The following is a 16,909-nucleotide window of genomic DNA, read 5'->3' as shown; positions in this document are numbered from 1 at the left end:
CATCCCACTACCCGCCCGAGGGCAGATCGGTGCGCGGAGCGGAGGCCAGATGTACGCCGACCCGCTTGACGAGGAGCGTCATCTCGTACGCGACCTGGCCGACGTCGGAGTCGGCGTCCGAGAGCACCGCGAGGCAGCTTCCGTCACCCGCCGCCGTCACGAACAGGAAGGCTTCGTCCAGCTCGACGACCGTCTGCCGGACGCTGCCCGCCTCGAAATGGCGGCCCACGCCCTTGGCGAGGCTGTGGAACCCGGACGCGACGGCGGCGAGGTGCTCGCTGTCCTCACGGGTCAGGTCCTTGGACACACCCGTCGGCAGGCCGTCGCCGGAGAGCACGAGGGCCTTGCGGATGCTGGCGACGCGGTCCACGAGGTCGTCGAGGAGCCAGTTGAGCTCCCTCGACGAGTCGGTCGCGGTGTGGCCGGTCGCCTTTGGTGCGGTCATCGACCGTCCCCCTTAGTCGTTCGTTGTGGTGCTGTGCCGCTGTGGGCGTCGTCGCCCGCGGCGTTCTCCGTGCGGCCGCGCTGCCAGCCGCGTTGGAGTGAGGCCATTCGGCTGCGTACCTCGTCCGCGTCCCGCTCGACGGGCTCCGGATTGTCCTCGGTGCGCCGTGCGGGGCCCTGCCTGAGCTGGGGAGCCAGATTGGCCTGCCGGACGCGTCGGGGCAGCGCGCCCGATCCGGAGCCGGCCGGCGGTTGCTCGGCGGCCGGGCTCGGTGCGGAGTCGTCGGGGCCGCTCGACGCGATCGCGGGGCGGTGTGCACGCCTGGGCAGCGCCGGTGGCTCCGGCTGCTCACCGCGGTCACGCCCGGACGGGATCCCGGGGCGCTCCTCGATGTGCTCGGGTCCGTCGGCCGCTCCGCCTCGGGGTCCCGTGCCTCGGCGGCGGGTCGGCAGTGGAGCGAGGCCGTTCGGCTGCGGACGCGGGCCCGCCGAGGGCTCCGGGTCCGGCTTGTCCCGCCGGGAGCGCTGCTCCGTGACGGGGCGCCCGTGCGAGCTGACCAGCTTGGGTGTACCGCGCCGGGGCAGCGGCACCGGGGCGCTCACATGGTCGTCGGGACCGGCCTGGTCCGGGCCGCCGGGGATGCCGGAGACCGGGTGCTGCTCGCCGAGCGGGCCGGTCGCCTCGGTCTCCGTCGGGCCGAGGGCGCGGCGCGGGCGGAAGAGACCGCCGCGATCGCCGTCCTCGTCGTCGAGGGGGTCCGGGAAGCCACCGAGCGCGTCGAGGTCGACGGGGGCCTCCAGTTCGACCGGGCCGTCCAGGAGCGAGGTGGGCAGGCCGGGCACGCGGACCGGTACCTGGGAGAGGGCGGCCCGGCGCGCCTCCTCCAGCTCGGCTTCCTTGGAGGGTGTGGGCCGGTCGAGACGGAACCCGAGACCGTTGGTGTCGGGCACGTCGTCGGTGAGGAGCGCGTCGGGGATGAAGACGACGGCGGTGGTGCCGCCGTAGGGCGACGGCTGCAGGGAGACGCGGACGTTCTGGCGCTGGGCGAGCCGGCTGACCACGAAGAGGCCGAGCCGGTCGGTGTCGGACAGTTCGAACTCGGGCGTCTCGGCGAGCCGGAGGTTGGCGTCCAGGAGGGCCTCGGCGGCCATGCCCAGGCCGCGGTCGTGGATCTCCAGGGTGAAGCCGTTGGCGACCCGCTCGCCCAGAACCTGGACGGCGGTGTGCGGCGGGGAGAACACCGTGGCGTTCTCCAGGAGTTCGGCGACGAGGTGGGTGATGTCCGCGACGGCCGGCCCGGTGACGGCGACGCGGGGCAGGCGGCGCACCTCGATCCGCTCGTAGTCCTCGACCTCGGCGACCGCGGCGCGCACGACGTCCATGAGCTGGACGGGCTTGCGCCACTGCCGGGAGGGGGCGGCGCCGGAGAGGATCACCAGGCCTTCGGCGTGGCGGCGCATACGGGTGGTCAGGTGGTCCAGGCGGAAGAGGTCGGCCAGTTCGTCGGTGTCCTCGGTCCGGCGCTCCATGGTGTCGAGGAGGGTGAGCTGCTTGTGCAGGAGGACCTGGCTGCGGCGGGCGAGGTTCACGAAGACCTCGGAGACGCCGGCACGCAGTTCGGCCTGTTTGACGGCGGCCTCGACGGCGGCGCGCTGGAGGGTGTTGAGGGCCTGGCCGACTTCGCCGATCTCGTTCTTGTCGTACTCCAGGCGCGGGACCTCGGTCTCCACGTCGACCTGTTCACCCGCGGAGAGGCGGCGCATCACGCTGGGCAGTCGTACGCCGGACGCCTCATGGGCCTCCAGGCGCAGTTGCCGCAGGTCGCGGATGAGGCTGCGGCCGATACGCACGGACAGGACGAGCGACAGCAGCAGGGCGACCAAGCCGAGGACGCCGGCGATGGCGGCCTTGACGATGACGCCCATCGCGACGGGCTGGACGCGCTCCTGATAGCGGGTGCCCGCCTCGTCGTTGAGTCTGCTGAGCTCTTCGAGGACGCTGCCGGCCGCGGTGTCCCAGCTCTTGGCGTCCACGTTGCTGGGCCTGCCGGGCTGGGCGAAGATGACGGCCTGTTCGGCGACGCGCAGCGGGGCGGTGGAGGCGTTTCTCCAGAAGCGTTCGTAGCGCTCGCGCTCCGAGGACGGCAGGTCCGTCAGGCTGATGTCGTACATGACGGTGCGCTGGGCCACGAGGTCGGAGACGTCGCGGGCCTCTTCGCGGGTGAGCTTGCCGACCACGAGGGCGGAGCTGAGCAGCGCGTCCTCACGGGAGAGCAGTTCGCGGGCGCGGGTGACGTTCAGCAGGGCGCGGGCCTGTTTGTCCATCACGACGCTGTCGACGCCGTCGAGGGAACCCAGCAGCGCGTAACAGGGGTCGACCAGGCGGTTGTAGAGGTCGAGGGCCTGGGAGCGGGTCACCGTCCCGTCCTCGACGCTGCGGCGCAGGGAGTTGATGCCGTCGAAGGCATCCAGGACGGCCGTGAGGCGTTCTTCGTCGCCCTCGTCCATCCCGTCACGGACGTCGGGGTCCTTGGCGTTCTTGCGGATCTCGGAGACGGCGGCGTCGGTGGCGCTCCGGGTGACGCGCAGCGCCGTCAGCGCGTCCGAGGCCCGCGGGTCGGCGAGATAGACCAGCGCCTGCCGGCGTTCCTGCTGGAGAACGCGGACGGCGTCCTCGGTGGAGTAACCGATCTTCTCGACGAGGGACGACACCGTGAACAACTGGGCCACGCCTCGCCCCGTGAGTACCGTGGCGAAACCCCAGATCGCGGTCAGGGACACCAGCGGCACGAGAAGCAGCGCCACCATCTTCCGGCGGATCGACTTCCCGCGAAAGCGCATGGCCTCCCCCAGCTCAAACCCCCCAGCGGTCAGGGGGGTACACCTGTGCGTCAACAGTCGGCGCGAGCCTACTACCGACGCACAGTTAACTCGAAGAGCCGTCCGGAACCTGAACTTCCGCACCGGCGGCGAGACATGTGGAGTTGTCCCGTCATTGCGGGAGATTGCCTACCGCGATCCCGCGACACCTCCAGGGAGGGAACCAGCCGGTTTCTCTGGCCAGTTGGCCGGATTTTTATCATTCTCGGGAATCTTCGGGCCGCGTCGTTCGTCCTTCTGTACGGGAAATGGGGGCGGAATGGGCCACAGGAGCCGCATCCTGCCCCTGGGCGGCGTAATACAGCGCAAGCCGGGCAGCCACAGGGGAGCCAGGTCTTCAGAGACGGGCAAGCGGTCTGCCGGCGGTGGGGAGTGACACGGTGATGGGCACGGCGGAGCAGCGTGAGGCGCCCAAGGAAGGCGCTACGGCGCACGAAAGGCAGGGGCGCGGTCCCGAAGGGCTGGATCGCGACATTCCGGCGGGCGCGCGCACGCAGACGTTGAGCCGCGAGGTTCCGGAGGGCACACGCGTGGTGATGACGGACGAAGCCGAGGGTGACCAGACGTTCCGGGGCTGGGCGGGCTACCGGCCCTTGTGGGTCGAGGAGCCCGCGCGGCGGCGCCGGATGCCCGATCCGGTGCGCAGGTCGGCGGTGCGGGCCGTGCTGATCATCGCGCTGACGCTGATACAGGCGATGGTGGCCTTCCTGTGCACGCTGGCGGGATCGTGGCTGGCGTTCCCCATGGTGATCAGCAGCGTCGTCAGCACCATCGTGGCCACCTGGGGCGCCCTCGACGTCTGGGTGACCCGCCAGGTGTGGAACCAGCGCAACGGCGTGGTCTCGGCACCGAGCAGCACAGCACGCTCCCTGCGACGCGAGCGGCGCCGAGCGCGGCAGCAGGCACGGGAGGCCAAGCGTGCGCAGGAGCGAATACGCCGACGGGGTGGGGCCGGGCAGTTGTCGCACTCCTGAGTGCGGTCGACCGGCACCCGGTCGGACAGGGGAGTCTCGTCGTACGGTTACTGATGGCCGCAAGGCCCCCGGTCACGGCCGTCGATGAAGTGAACGAAGGGGCATTCGCCGAAGTGGCGCCTCTCGACTCCAGGTCGGCCGGGAGACGACCCGCATCCGCCGACAGGAGGCGCCCCATGTCCCCCAGCCACGATGTGATCGTCATCGGCCTCGGCGGCATGGGCAGCGCGGCGGCCCACCATCTGTCCGCGCGCGGCGCCCGTGTGCTGGGTCTGGAGAAGTTCGGCCCTGCGCACGACCGCGGCTCCAGCCATGGCGGCTCGCGGATCACCCGGCAGTCGTACTTCGAGGACTCGGCGTACGTCCCACTGCTGCTGCGCGCCTACGAGCTGTACGACGACTTGGAGCGGGCCACCGGCCAGGACATCGCCACCCTCTGCGGTGGCGTGATGGTCGGACTGCCCGACTCACGCACCGTCGCCGGTTCGCTGCGTTCGGCGCTGGAGTGGGATCTGCCGCACGAGATGCTCGACGCGAAGGAGATCCGCCGCCGCTTCCCGACGCTCGCGCCGAAGGACGACGAGGTGGCGCTGTACGAGAGGAGAGCCGGTTTCCTGCGGCCGGAGAACACCGTCGCCGCGCATCTCCAGCTCGCCGCCCGGCAGGGCGCCGACCTGCACTTCGACGAGCCGATGACGCGCTGGGAGCCGTACCGGGACGGCGTACGCGTGCACACGGCCGAGAACACCTACACCGCCGGGCAGTTGGTGATCTGCCCGGGTGCGTGGGCGCCGCAACTGCTGGCCGATCTGGGGGTGCCGTTCTCCGTCGAGCGGCAGGTCATGTACTGGTTCCAGCCGAAGCGGGGCACCGATCCGTTCCTTCCCGCGCACCACCCCGTCTACATCTGGGAGGACACGGCCGGAGTCCATGTCTACGGGTTCCCCGCCATCGACGGACCCGGTTCGGGAGCCAAGGTCGCCTTCTTCCACAAGGGCCAGGTCACGACACCGGAGACGATCGACCGGACCGTCCACGAGGACGAGATCCGTGCCATGTCGGACCATCTGTCCGGCTGCGTCCCGGATCTGCCCGGCTCCCTGCTCAAGGCCGTTACCTGCATGTTCTCCAACACCGCCGACGAGCACTTTGTGATCGCCCGGCACCCGGCGCACCCGGAGTCGGTCACGGTGGCCTGCGGGTTCTCCGGGCACGGTTTCAAGTTCGTGCCCGTCGTCGGCGAGATCCTCGCCGATCTCGCCCTGACCGGCGGCACCGAGCACCCCATCGGCCTGTTCGACCCGGCTCGCCTCATTGGCATTGTCCGGCCGCACTGACACTGTCCTTGATCCACGCAGCCGCCCGAGCCGCTCCCTCCCCCACCCGGCCCATGAGGAGTCCGCTCATGTCGACAACGGAGCAACCAGCCGGTCCGCGAAGTCACGACGACACCGAACTCGCCGAATTCGGCTACAAACCCGAGCTCAAGCGCACCCTCGGCAACTTCCACACCTTCGCCGCCGGGATCAGCTACATATCGATCCTGACCGGCACGTTCCAGCTTTCTACTTCGGCTACGCCAGTGGCGGCCCGGCCTACTGGTGGTCGTGGCCGATGGTGTTCGTCGGCCAGTTCATGGTCGCCCTCTGCTTCGCGGAGCTCGCCGCCCGCTATCCCGTGGCGGGCTCGGTCTACAACTGGTCGAAGAAGATCGGGAATCCGCATCTGGGCTGGCTCGCCGGCTGGATGATGCTGGTCGCCTCCATCGTGTCGATCTCGGCGGTGGCGCTGGCCTACCAGTTGACGCTCCCTCAGATCTCGTCGGTGTTCCCGATCGTGGGAGACGGCACCGGCAAGTACGACGTGGCGACCAACGCGGTCATCCTGGCCGCGGTGCTGATCCTGTTCACCACCGTGGTGAACGCCTTGGGCGTCAAGCTGATGGCGAGGATCAACACGGCGGGCGTTCATCGGGTTGATCGCCACCGTCGTACTGATCGTCCTGTTCGCCGTTCACATCACGCGCGGCCCCCAGGTCGTGCTGGACATGAACGGGACCGGCGCGGACTACGGCACGGGGTACCTGGGCGCGTTCCTCGTCGCCTCGCTGGCGTCGGCGTATGTGACGTACGGCTTCGAAACGGCCTCCTCGCTCGGTTCGTCCAGCGGCACCGGACGGGCGTCCTCGCCGAGCACAGCCTGGCGAGCACGGCCACGCCGAACGCCACGACCGCACCGACCCCACCGGGCGACGGTCCTGTCGCCTCTCCGGCGGCGGACTGAGCGGCCCCGTCGTTCAGTTCACCGCCCGCCTCAGGGCCCGGACCGCCTCCTCAGCGCGTCGACCCGCTCAGGGCGTCGTCGGTGCCGGGCGCTTGAACATCCGGGTCGCCGTGATCTCGCTGTGCACCGTCTCCCCCGCCTGGGGCTGCTGAGGAAGCCCCGGGCGGAGGTGTTCCTCGACGCTGATGTACTTCAGGCCCGCCCGCAGGTCGGCGTCGTTGCGCAGGCGGATGACCAGCGGGAACTCGGCGAGCGCGGTCGTGTCGAACAGGCCCGTGGTGTACAGGAGCTGGACGCCGAGCGCGTCCGACACGGCACGCTGAAGCTCCAGCAGATAGGTCGCGTTGGCGCGGCCGATGGGGTTGTCGAGGAACAGCGTGCCCGCGTGCCGGTGCTTGTCACGGCCTCGGTCGTTGCTCCTGAGCGCGGCCATCGTGCAGTACAGCGCGATGGCTGCCGTGAGCAACTGACCGCCCGAGAACACGTCGCCCATCTGCCCCACGGGCACACGCTCGGCGCGCAGTACGGCGTCCGGCTTGAGGATCTCGACGGCGACGCCCTTGGGCTGGAGCGCTGCCGCGACTCCCCTCAGCAGCAGCGACATTCCGTCGCGCCTCAGGTCGGAGTTCTTCTTGACGGCCGCGCGCGTCGCCTCGTCGACGACCTCGCCGAGCCGTTCGGTGAGCGTGGCCTGGTCCGGCTCCTCGAAGCGGATGCGCAGGAACTCCTGCCCGGACCACTCGCCGAGCCCTTCGGGCAGCCGGGACAGCCGCTGGGCGGACCGCAGGGTGGCCAGCGCGGACTCCACCAGGCCACGGAGCCGGTCCACGATCGAGTCGCGGTTGCGCTCGAGCTGCGCCAACTCGTCGGTGAGCACCCGGAGTCGGGGCGCGAAGGCGTCCGCCCACTTCTGCGCGTGCTCTGGCAGTGAGGAGGCCGGCAGTTCACGGATCTGCTGGCGGGCAGGCGTGCGGACCTGCTCGTAGCGGGTGGAGTTTGCGTGCCGTACGAGCACGTCACTCGCCTCACGCACGGCGGCCTCCGCTGTGGAGAGGTCGGCCGCGCAGCCGCGCAGCGACCGGCGGGCCTCCGCGGCGGAGTGCCGGGCCTCCTCGGGGCTGCCGGGGTAGGCCTCAGGCTCCTCCTGCTCCTCCTCGGAGGCATGCTCGCGCAGCAGGTCGCGCAGCATCGCGGCGATCTCGTCGAAGCCACCGGCCGCGTCCTCGGCGGCGCGGTGGGCTTCCAGGAGCTCGGCGTGCGCCTCGCCGGCCTGCGTCAACGCCTCGGTGCGGGAGGCGAGTTCGGCGGTCGCGGTGCGCAGCAGCGCCTGCGCGTGGTCGGCGTCGCGCGGCTTGAGTTCCTCGGACAGCTCGGTGTGCGCCTCACCGTCTTCCGGAGCGTGCCGCTCGGCCTCGCCGCGCAGCCGGCCGAGCTGTTCGCTCGCGCTGGACATGCGGGTCTCCAGGAGCTGCACCAGCTCCTCCGCCCGCGCGGCGGCCGCCTGCCGGGAGGGTCCGTCGGAGCCGTCCGTCGATTGCAGCAGTTGCTCGGCCCGGGTGCGGACCTTGTTGCTCAGCCGGTCCAGCTCGGCGCGCGCCGCGCTCTCGTCGCTCTCCGCGCGGGCCTGCTCGGCCCGCAGGTCGGCGCCCACACCGACCTTCTCGTACACCTGGGATGCGGCCCGGTACGCCTCGCGCAGCGCGGGCAGGGACGCCTTCGGGGCGTCCGCGTCCGTCTCGGGTAGGTCATCGGGGGCGCCCGCGATCTCCGCGCGCTCGGCGCGCAGGGCACGCGCGGTGCGGCGCGCGTCGTCGGCCGCGCGCTGGGCGGCGCGGCGGTCCTCGTCCGCGGCGCGGGCACGCTCCAGGCAGGTCTGGGCGCGGGCCTCGGACTCGACGGCCTCGTCCGCGAGTTCGCGCAGCTTGACCTGCCAGCCCGCCCGCTCACGCAGCCGGAACGCCAGTCCGGCCAGGGCGTCGGCGGAGCGCCGGGCCTTCTGCGCGGCCTCCTGCCGCTCGTCGCGGACCTGGGCCGCCTCGGCGGCGGCTTCGTCGGCCTCGGCCCGCACGGTCCGCGCCTCGGTGAGTTCGGCCTCGGACTCCTCGGCGAACGCGCGCGCCTCTCCGGCCGTCTGTGCCAGCTCCACCAGCCGGCCGTCCGGGCAGCCGGTCCGCCACGAGGCGAGTCGTGCCGCCAGCTCACGGTCCTTGCCGAGCCGTGCGGCGAGGCCGCGGATCTCCTCGTCCCGCTCGGTCGCCCGCGCGCGCAGCGCCTGGCGCTCCTCGTCGGCGGCGAACTCGTCGTGCATGGCGGGGTTCGGAGGTACGAGGAAGACGTCACCGTCAGGCGTGTCGGCGGCCGGGGTCGGGGCGAGCAGGGCGGCTGCCGTGCCCACCGCGACGGCGGACCGGGGCAGCAGGGCCGCGTCGCCCAGCACTTCGCGGGCACGCGCGTGCGTGTCGGGGTCGGTGATGATCACGCCGTCGACCAGTTCGGGCCGGGCGGCCAGCACGCGCGCGTGGTCGGCGGGGTCGACGGCCTGGGCGAGGTAGCGCCAGCCGGGCAGCGCCGGGATGCCCTGTTCACCGAGGAACTCCACGGTGGCCAGCACGTCCGGGCCGGGCGGCAGCAGCCCGCCGTCACCGAGCGCGCCCAGGATCCGGGCGTCGTCGGCGGCGGCCGTACGCAGCTCGAAGAGCTGGCGCTCGGCGGCGGAGACGGCGTCGTCGAGCAGTTCACGCAGTTCGCCGGCGAACCGGTCCAGCTCCTCCGGCGTGAGGGCGAGGTCTCCGACAGCCGCCGGGCTGCGTTTGCCGTCGTCTCCGGTGCGCGGAGCAGGTACGGACCCGCGCTTCACCCCCGGCTCACCGGTCAGGCTGAGCAGTTCGGCGAGCCGCTCCTCCGCCGCCAGCCCCTCGGCGAGCCGCCGCTCGGCGTCGTACGCACGCTCCGCCGCGGTCGCGGCGTCCGCCGCGCGGGCCGCCGTCAGTTCCGCGCGGGACTCGGTCGAGGCCGCCTCGCGCGCGTGCTCCGAGGCCCGCCGCGAGGCCTCGCGGGCGGTGTCCCAGGCGGCGACGGCGCTCTTCTCCGCGTCGCTGGCCGCGAGGGCGGCGCGGGCCGGGTCGGCGTCGGGCGCGCTGTCGTCGAGCCAGCCCGCGCGTACGGCCTCGGCGGTCTCCTGCTCGACCTCGGACAGCCGCTGCCGCAGATGCCCGGTCTCGCTGCGGGCGCGCTGCGCGTCGGTGGCTGCGGCGGTGGAGTCGGCGTAGGCCGACTCGCTGACCTCCTGGAGTGCGGCGGAGCGCTCCTCCCCCTCGTTGGCGAGGGTCTCGGCGCTCTCCACCGCGGCGTGCAGGGCTCGCACGAGATCGACGGCGGCCTTGGCGCGGGCGGCCAGCGCCGGTGCCGCGTCCCGCTCGGCTTCCTGGATGGCGGCGGCCACGCGCGCGACGCGGTCGGAAGCGGCGCGGTGCCGCAGAACCGCCTCCGCGGCCTGCCAGGCGGAGTGCAGGGTGCGCGCGTCGGCCAGCTCGCGCTTCTGGGCGGCCGCCGACTTCTCGGCCGCGGCGAGTGCCAAGGAGGCGTGCCGGAATGCCAGTTCGGCGGCGATCAGCGCACTGCGCTCACGGGCCGCCTCGGCGTGGGTGACGGCGTACGCGGCGGCGGTCACCCGCTGGGCGAGGTCGGCGGCCCGCACCCGCTCCTGGACGCCCCGCGCGGACAGCCGCCGGGCCAGGGTGCGGGTGCGCCGCTCGGCGCCGGCGTGGATGTCACGCGCGCGTGAGCGCGTGTCGGCGGCCTCGACGATCCGCCCGAGCAGGTCGACGGACCCGGCGGTGAAGTCCCGCTCCGCGATCAGCTCGGCGCGCCGGCCCAGCTTGTTGCCGAAGCCGCCGACCAGGTCGGCGAGGCCGTCGGTGTCGCGCGTGTCGGTCACGGCCCGCAGCAGCAGGTCGGTGAAGTCGGAGTCCTTCTTGACCGCGAAGAGGCCGGCCGCCTCGCCCTCGTCGGCGTTCATCTCGCGCTGGTAGCGGAAGAGTTCGGGGTCGAGGCCGAGGTCGCCGAGGTGCTCGATCCAGCGGTCGTGGATCTCCTCCCAGTGCACCTCCAGATGCGGGTACGCCTTGCCCGCCTCCGTGATCGCGTCGCGGAAGCCCTTCATGGTGCGGCGGCGGCCCTGTGCGCCGGACTGGCCCTCGACGGGCGGCCGTACGGCGGTGGCCTCGGCGACGGGCAGGTTGTCCAGGGACAGCCCGGGTCCGGGCCGGAAGGAGTACCAGGCCTCAGCGAACTTCCGCGGGTCGTTGGAGACCTGGCGCCCGCGCCACTCGCTCACCTTGCCGACCACGACGCACTCGCCGGTGAGCGTGTGCTGCCACTCCAGCGCGACATGCCCGCAGTCGTCGGCGAGCAGGAACTTCCGCAGCACGCCGGAGCTGGCGCCGCCGAGGGTGTTGCGGTGGCCCGGCAGCATCACCGAGAAGATCAGTTTGAGCAGGACCGATTTGCCGCCGCCGTTCTCCAGGAAGAGCACGCCTGCCGGGGCGGGCCGACGCGGCGGGCCGACGGGCTCCTCCTCGAAGAACTCCGCCTGCGTTGGCGCGGGGTCGGGCACCGGCTCGCCCACACCGCGCAGGTCAAGCACGGTGTCGGCGTAGCGTGCACCGGCCGGTCCGATGGAGTAGAGACGGACCCGGGACAGCTCGTACATGGCGGACTCTCGTAAGTCTTCGGCAGATCAGGGAAGTTCGGGGAAGCGCGTGGGCTTCAGGCGGAGTGGAACGGCAATCCGGCGTCGGCCACCAGCTCCAGGTCGTCCGTCTGCTCCGCGGGCAGCAGGGTCGGCGTGCCGTCGGTGACCGGGACCACGCCCAGCTCCAGCAGCTCGGCCATGGCGGCGCTGCCGGCCATGTCCCGCACCTGGAGCTGGTAACGAGCGGTGGTCCGATAGGTGCCGCCGTTGTCGTCGCCGGTCCGCTGGAGGAACCCGGAGTCGGTGAGGAAGGCCGCGGCCTTGCCGACGATGCCGGTGGTGGAGCCGGCGAGCCGACGCGCGTCCTTGGTGGCGCCGGTCGCGCTGCGTCTCACCCAGGTCCGCCAGGCGGCCTCCAGGCCGGGCGCGTCCGTGGCGGGGTCGGTGTTCTCCCCCTGCTCGTCGGCACGCTCCTCCAGCCGACGGCAGGCCTGCCGGACGAAGGCGTCGACGCCGTTGACGGTGACGCGCCCGATGTAGCCGTCGTCGGCGAGGTCCTCGGGCCGCGGGAACGCCATGGCGGCCACGGCGAGATGGGCCAGCCCGTGCAGGAAACGGTCGCTGCCGTCGGCGGACGTACGACGCGCGTAGTCGCCCATGCGGACGGCGAACACGGAGTCCTCGGCGGCGGTCACCGCCATCCCCGCGCGCGGGGACACCTCCAGTACGACCAGCCCGAGTCCCGCGGCCACGGCGTCCGCGAGCCGCGCGAACGGCGGGTCCTCGCGGTACCGGCGCAGCAGGTCGGTGTACTCCTGGTCCCGCGCGGGCTGCAGCTTGGGCTGGAGCCCGAAGGCGACGAGCCGCGCCGCGTCGGCGGCGTCGGCAGGGGTGACGGCGGCGGTCGCCGACGGGGCGGCGGCCTCCGGCTCACTCCGATCGACGTGCTCGGTCACGGTTTCGGCTCCTCAATGTGCTGCTGGTGGTTCCTGCGGTGCATGCGGTGCTCGAAGCGGCTCATGCTGCTTCCGTTCTGCCGGCCGCCATTCCCACGGCGTCCAGCAGGGCCGTGCCGACGATGAGGTCGGCGCCGCCGAACTCGGGGTCGTCCAGTTCGGTCCCGTCGTCGACGGCGAACAGCAGCTTCTCCTCGCCCTGCCGATAGGCCGTGCCCACCGGCGGACTGGCCGCGTGCACGGCCAGCAGCGCGACCAGGTAGGGCAGATCGGGATCCTTCCGGCGTGCCTCGGCCAACAGGCCCGAGAGCCGGCGAGGCGCGTCGGCCGGCAGGTCGAGCAGGACCATCGCCGCGGCCAACTGCTCCTCGCTGAACCGGCTGTCGTCCGGCGTCGCGATGAGGTCGGGCTCGGGCATCTCGGCGCCCAGATGCTCCCGCTCCACGGGTGGGGTCAGCAGTATGTCGACGAGATCGGCCACCCGGACCGACACCGGCGTGCGCAGCCCCGTCCCGCGCGCGAAGAAGGCGTCCGTGACCCGGACGGCCTGCTCCAGCGGCAGCGGCAGCACCGGCGCGACGAGATGCCCGTACAGGTCGATCCCCGACGTGGTCATCGGCGTCGCGAAGGCCTGCCGGTCCTGCTCGGCGCGGAACAGGGGGCCGGCCTCCAGCAGGCGGGACTGCAACTGGGTGTGCCGTCGGATGCAGTCCTTGACGATGTCGACCAGCTCGGCCGCGCGGCGCTTGTGCTCGGGGTCCTCGGTCTCGTCGCGTGCCTTGCGGATGTTCGTGAGGATCGCGTTCTCGTGGCGGTACCGGTCGGCGACGTGGTCGAGGGCCTCGGCGATCATGTCCGGCACGGAGTTCAGCCAGTCGACCGCCCGGACGTTGCGACGGGTCGCGTCCAGGGCCCGGCGGAGCGTCTCGGAGTACTGCACGGTGCGGTACCGGGCCTGCTCGGCGGCCAACTGCGCGTCGGCGAGGCGGCCGCGGTTGATCAGCACCTCCAGCTTGACCTCGGCGGCGATCTGCGCGCTGGTCACGTCGGTGTCGAGGGCGCCGACGAGGACGTTGACCGCCTCGTCGGTCGTGCGGAGATACACGGTGCCGCCCGGGCCCGGCACCTCCTCGATCAGCTTGAAGTCGTAGTCACGGCGGACATAGCTGCCGTCCGGCGCGAACGTGCCGTACACGGCCCGGAAGCCGCGGTCCACGCTGCCGACGTTGATCAGGTTCTCCAGGACCCAGCGGGCCACCCGCTCGTGCTCGGCGACGGGGCGGCGCGGGGCCTGGGCGGAGATGCGGGGGATGAGGCGGGCGACTATCTGGTCGTGGTCGGCGCCCGTGTCGAAGTCCATGTTGAGTGTGACGAGGTCGATCGCGGCGAGGGCCACCTCGGCCATGCCGTACACCGAGTACTCGCCGGCGAGGTTGGCCTTGCGCGTGTCGAGGTCGTGCAGCGGCGCGGTGCAGGCGAGCGCGCGCAGCCGCCGCGCCAGCCCCTCGTCGGCGGCCGGGCCCGGAGCCGGGCGCGGCCCCGCGCTGAGCTGGGGCGGAACACGGTCCGTCGATGCAGGCGAAGTCACGGTGCACAGACTAGGTCCTAGGTCTGACAACGAACCAAACGACGACGCTCGGCCGGTTGAGCCGATAACCGGGTCGTTTTTCGTGTGCGGGGCGGCCGTGGTTGCTCGCGCAGTTCCCCGCGCCCCTTATGGGGCGCTCGATACCCGGCGTCGATAGACCTCCACGACCCGCTCCAACGAGTCCTCCAGATAGACCGCGAGCAGCTTCTCCGCCCCGCCCTTGTCGCCCGCCTCCAGGGCCTGCAGGATCTGCCGGTTGCGCGCGAGGTAGGGCTCGTGCAGTCGCCTCGGGTCGTCCACGACGTGGAAGGCCAGCCGCAGCTCGGCGAAGACGCTGCGCATCAGCTCGTCGGTGCGGGCGCTTCCCGCGAGGGCGACCAGCTCGCGGTGGAAGTGGATGTTGGCGGTACCCACTGCTTTCCAGTCACCTTCGCGCGCCGCCCGCTGCCCCACCTCGACCGCCTCGGACAGCGCGTCGAGGCCGTGCGGGGGCGCCCCGAGCCCCCGTACGACGGCGCACTCGACGAGGCCGCGGGTGCGGTAGATGTCCTCGACGTCCTCGACGGTCAGGACCCGGACGAAGACCCCCCGGTTCAGCTCGTGCACGAGCAGACGTTCGTGTGTGAGCAGCCGGAACGCCTCGCGCAGGGTGTTGCGGGAGACGCCGAGCGCGCCGCCGATGCTGTCCTCCGACAGGCGGGTGCCGGGTGGGAAGAACCCTTCGGCGATCCGGCTCCTGAGGATGTCGGAGACCCGCTCCGCGGTGCTCGTACGGCCAAGGAGCGCGCGGTCCTCGGACAGTGAGGTCAGGTGCTCGTCCATGCCGGAATTCAATCGCAGACCACAAGAACGAAACAACATGGGTATTGAGGGATCGTTGAACGATCCTCTACGGTACTTCGCACCGGCACGGCTCACCCCCCATGCACCCTCCGTCCCCTCACTGCGAGGTGCCCATGAGCACGACCCCTCCACCGCAGGCTTTGACCCACCCCACCGCCGACGAACGCGCCGACGACGACGGCGCGTTCGGCTGGCTGCGCGCCCTGGGGCCGCGTGGCCGCCGCGCCTTCGCGGGCGCTTTCGGCGGGTATGCCCTGGATTCGTACGACTACTTCACGCTGCCGCTGAGCATGGTCGCGCTGGCGGCGTACTTCGGCCTGGACAGCGGCCAGACCGGTCTCTTCACCACCGTCACGCTCGTCGTCTCGGCGATCGGCGGCGCTCTCGCCGGGGTGCTGGCCGACCGGATCGGCCGGGTCAAGGCGCTGATGATCACCGTGGTCACCTACGCGGTCTTCACCGTCGCCTGCGGTTTCGCGCCCAACTACGAGACGCTGCTGGTCTTCCGCGCCCTCCAGGGCCTCGGCTTCGGCGGCGAGTGGGCGGTCGGCGCGATCCTCGTCGCCGAGTACGCGAGCGCCAAGCACCGGGGCCGCACGCTCGGCGCGATCCAGAGCTCGTGGGCCGTCGGCTGGGCGCTGGCCGCGATCATGTACACCATCGTCTTCTCGGTCGCCGGCGACGACCTGGCCTGGCGCGTGATGTTCTGGACCGGCGCGCTGCCCGCGCTGCTCGTCATCTGGATGCGGCGCCGGGTGCACGACGCCCCCCAGGCCGTGGCCGTGCGTGAACGGAGCACCGAGAAGGGCTCGTTCACGGCGATCTTCAAACCCGGCCTGCTGCGCACGACGATCTTCGCGGGGCTGCTCTCGACCGGTGTCCAGGGCGGCTACTACACCCTCGCCACCTGGGTGCCGACCTACCTCAAGACCGAGCGCGGACTGTCGGTCGTCGGCACCGGCGGCTATCTGACGTTCCTGATCTCGGGCGCCTTCATCGGCTATCTGACCGGCGGTTACCTCACCGACCGGCTGGGCCGGCGGCGCAACATCTGGCTGTTCGCGCTGCTGTCGGCGCTCTGCATCCTGGCGTACGCGAACATCCCGAGCGGCGCCAACACCCTGCTCCTGATACTCGGATTCCCGCTCGGGTTCTGCATGTCGGCGATCTTCAGCGGCTTCGGGTCCTACCTCAGCGAGCTGTACCCGACGGCGGTACGCGGCACGGGGCAGGGCTTCACGTACAACACCGGCCGCGCGGTGGGTGCCGTCTTCCCGACCACGGTCGGCTTCCTGGCGGACAGTTGGGGCGTGGGCGGCGCGCTGGTCTTCGGCGCGATCGGCTACGGCATCGCGGCGCTGGCCCTGTTCGGACTGCCGGAGACGCGCGGGAAGGAGCTGGCGTGAACCGTCCGGTCACCGTCGCGACGGCGGACCAGCCCGTAACCGCCGTCGACGAGCTCGCGCACGCGTGGAGCCCGAGAGCCGCCCGCACCCGGTTCCGGGAGGGGCTCACGGGCCCCACGGCCGGGGTCGCGGCGGGTCACACCCAGGCCAATCTGATCTCGGTGCCCGCCGACTGGGCGTACGACATGCTGCTGTTCTGCCAGCGCAACCCCAAGCCCTGTCCGGTCCTCGACGTGACGGACGCCGGTTCCTGGACGACCGTCCTCGCCGACGGCGCCGACCTGCGCACCGATCTGCCGCGCTACCGGGTGTGGCGGGACGGCGAGTTGGTGGACGAGCCGACGGACGTGCGGGCGCACTGGCGGGGCGATCTGGTGTCGTTCCTGATCGGGTGCAGCTTCACCTTCGAATCGGCGCTGGCCGGGGCGGGCGTCCCGATCCGCCATGTCGAGCAGGGCCGCAACGTCCCGATGTACGTGACCGGCCGGCCGTGCCGTCCGGCGGGGCGGCTGCACGGACCGATGGTGGTGTCCATGCGCCCGGTGCCGCCGCAGCACGTGGCGGCGGCACTGCGGGAGACCGGCCTCCTTCCGGCGGTGCACGGCGGCCCCGTGCACTGCGGCGATCCCTCGGCGCTGGGCATCGCGGACCTCGGCCGGCCCGACTTCGGCGACCCGGTGGAGATGGAGCCGGACGACATCCCGATGTTCTGGGCCTGCGGAGTGACCCCGCAGGCCGCCGTGATGGCCTCACGCCCTCCGTTCGCCATCACCCACGCACCGGGCCAGATGTTCCTGACCGACGCCCGCGACGAGCAGTACCGCATCGTCGCCTGACCACCG

General features: G+C 72.0%; 10 protein-coding genes and 1 pseudogene. 5 read left to right on the top strand and 6 right to left on the bottom strand.

All coding sequences use genetic code 11. From position 1 onward, the window contains the following. Positions 1–7 precede the first annotated feature (7 nt). Both ACZ69Q_RS36990 and ACZ69Q_RS36985 read right to left on the bottom strand, forming a co-directional pair. On the bottom strand, positions 8–445 hold the full coding sequence (locus ACZ69Q_RS36990; protein WP_471050850.1) for a roadblock/LC7 domain-containing protein: 438 nt from the start codon (positions 443–445) through the stop codon (positions 8–10). After that, a complete protein-coding gene (locus ACZ69Q_RS36985; protein ID WP_471050847.1) occupies positions 442–3,285 on the bottom strand; it encodes a nitrate- and nitrite sensing domain-containing protein in 2,844 nt (947 codons plus the stop codon). The genes ACZ69Q_RS36990 and ACZ69Q_RS36985 overlap by 4 nt, the downstream gene beginning before the upstream one ends. A 422-nt stretch (positions 3,286–3,707) precedes the next feature. Here ACZ69Q_RS36985 and ACZ69Q_RS36980 point away from each other — a divergent pair, with 422 nt between their 5' ends. The 3 genes and pseudogenes from ACZ69Q_RS36980 to ACZ69Q_RS36970 form a co-directional block, all read left to right on the top strand. Further along, positions 3,708–4,298, top strand: a complete 591-nt coding sequence (locus ACZ69Q_RS36980) for a hypothetical protein (RefSeq protein ID WP_471050907.1) — start codon at positions 3,708–3,710, stop codon at positions 4,296–4,298. Positions 4,299–4,474: 176 nt separating this feature from the next. Continuing rightward, on the top strand, positions 4,475–5,635 hold the full coding sequence (solA, locus tag ACZ69Q_RS36975) for an N-methyl-L-tryptophan oxidase (RefSeq protein WP_471050845.1): 1,161 nt from the start codon (positions 4,475–4,477) through the stop codon (positions 5,633–5,635). 68 nt (positions 5,636–5,703) lie between these two features. After that, a pseudogene (locus tag ACZ69Q_RS36970) lies at positions 5,704–6,507 on the top strand (APC family permease); the annotation flags it as partial. 141 nt (positions 6,508–6,648) lie between these two features. Here the strand turns inward: ACZ69Q_RS36970 and ACZ69Q_RS36965 are convergent. From ACZ69Q_RS36965 to ACZ69Q_RS36950, 4 genes are all read right to left on the bottom strand, one after another. Further along, complete coding sequence (locus tag ACZ69Q_RS36965; RefSeq protein ID WP_471050842.1) at positions 6,649–11,292, bottom strand: hypothetical protein; 4,644 nt, start codon at positions 11,290–11,292, stop codon at positions 6,649–6,651. Between the two features lie 56 nt (positions 11,293–11,348). After that, on the bottom strand, positions 11,349–12,230 hold the full coding sequence (locus ACZ69Q_RS36960) for a hypothetical protein (RefSeq protein ID WP_471050839.1): 882 nt from the start codon (positions 12,228–12,230) through the stop codon (positions 11,349–11,351). A 61-nt stretch (positions 12,231–12,291) separates the two neighbouring features. Further along, a complete protein-coding gene (locus tag ACZ69Q_RS36955; RefSeq protein WP_471050836.1) occupies positions 12,292–13,818 on the bottom strand; it encodes a hypothetical protein in 1,527 nt (508 codons plus the stop codon). 126 nt (positions 13,819–13,944) lie between these two features. Next, positions 13,945–14,640: a GntR family transcriptional regulator gene (locus tag ACZ69Q_RS36950; protein ID WP_471050833.1), complete on the bottom strand. Its 696-nt coding sequence runs from the start codon at positions 14,638–14,640 to the stop codon at positions 13,945–13,947. A 134-nt stretch (positions 14,641–14,774) separates the two neighbouring features. Here ACZ69Q_RS36950 and ACZ69Q_RS36945 point away from each other — a divergent pair, with 134 nt between their 5' ends. Further along, positions 14,775–16,067 carry an MFS transporter gene (locus tag ACZ69Q_RS36945; protein WP_471050830.1) on the top strand — a complete coding sequence of 431 codons (1,293 nt, stop codon included), beginning with the start codon at positions 14,775–14,777 and terminating at the stop codon, positions 16,065–16,067. Then, positions 16,064–16,903 (top strand): putative hydro-lyase, encoded by an 840-nt coding sequence (locus ACZ69Q_RS36940; protein ID WP_471050827.1) that lies wholly within the window; start codon positions 16,064–16,066, stop codon positions 16,901–16,903. The genes ACZ69Q_RS36945 and ACZ69Q_RS36940 overlap by 4 nt, the downstream gene beginning before the upstream one ends. Positions 16,904–16,909 lie beyond the last annotated feature (6 nt).

This window comes from Streptomyces sp. NPDC036764 (genome assembly GCF_055609385.1).
Note: the sequence above shows the minus strand (reverse complement) of the source record. Positions and strands in the feature narration are given on the sequence as shown.

Excerpts from the sequence above, each read along its gene's own strand:
- solA (WP_471050845.1), top strand. The coding sequence starts at position 4,475 with ATGTCCCCCAGCCACGATGTGATCGTCATCGGCCTCGGCGGCATGGGC.
- ACZ69Q_RS36990 (WP_471050850.1), bottom strand. The coding sequence starts at position 445 with ATGACCGCACCAAAGGCGACCGGCCACACCGCGACCGACTCGTCGAGG.
- ACZ69Q_RS36965 (WP_471050842.1), bottom strand. The coding sequence starts at position 11,292 with ATGTACGAGCTGTCCCGGGTCCGTCTCTACTCCATCGGACCGGCCGGT.
- ACZ69Q_RS36945 (WP_471050830.1), top strand. The coding sequence starts at position 14,775 with ATGAGCACGACCCCTCCACCGCAGGCTTTGACCCACCCCACCGCCGAC.
- ACZ69Q_RS36950 (WP_471050833.1), bottom strand. The coding sequence starts at position 14,640 with ATGGACGAGCACCTGACCTCACTGTCCGAGGACCGCGCGCTCCTTGGC.
- ACZ69Q_RS36985 (WP_471050847.1), bottom strand. The coding sequence starts at position 3,285 with ATGCGCTTTCGCGGGAAGTCGATCCGCCGGAAGATGGTGGCGCTGCTT.
- ACZ69Q_RS36980 (WP_471050907.1), top strand. The coding sequence starts at position 3,708 with ATGGGCACGGCGGAGCAGCGTGAGGCGCCCAAGGAAGGCGCTACGGCG.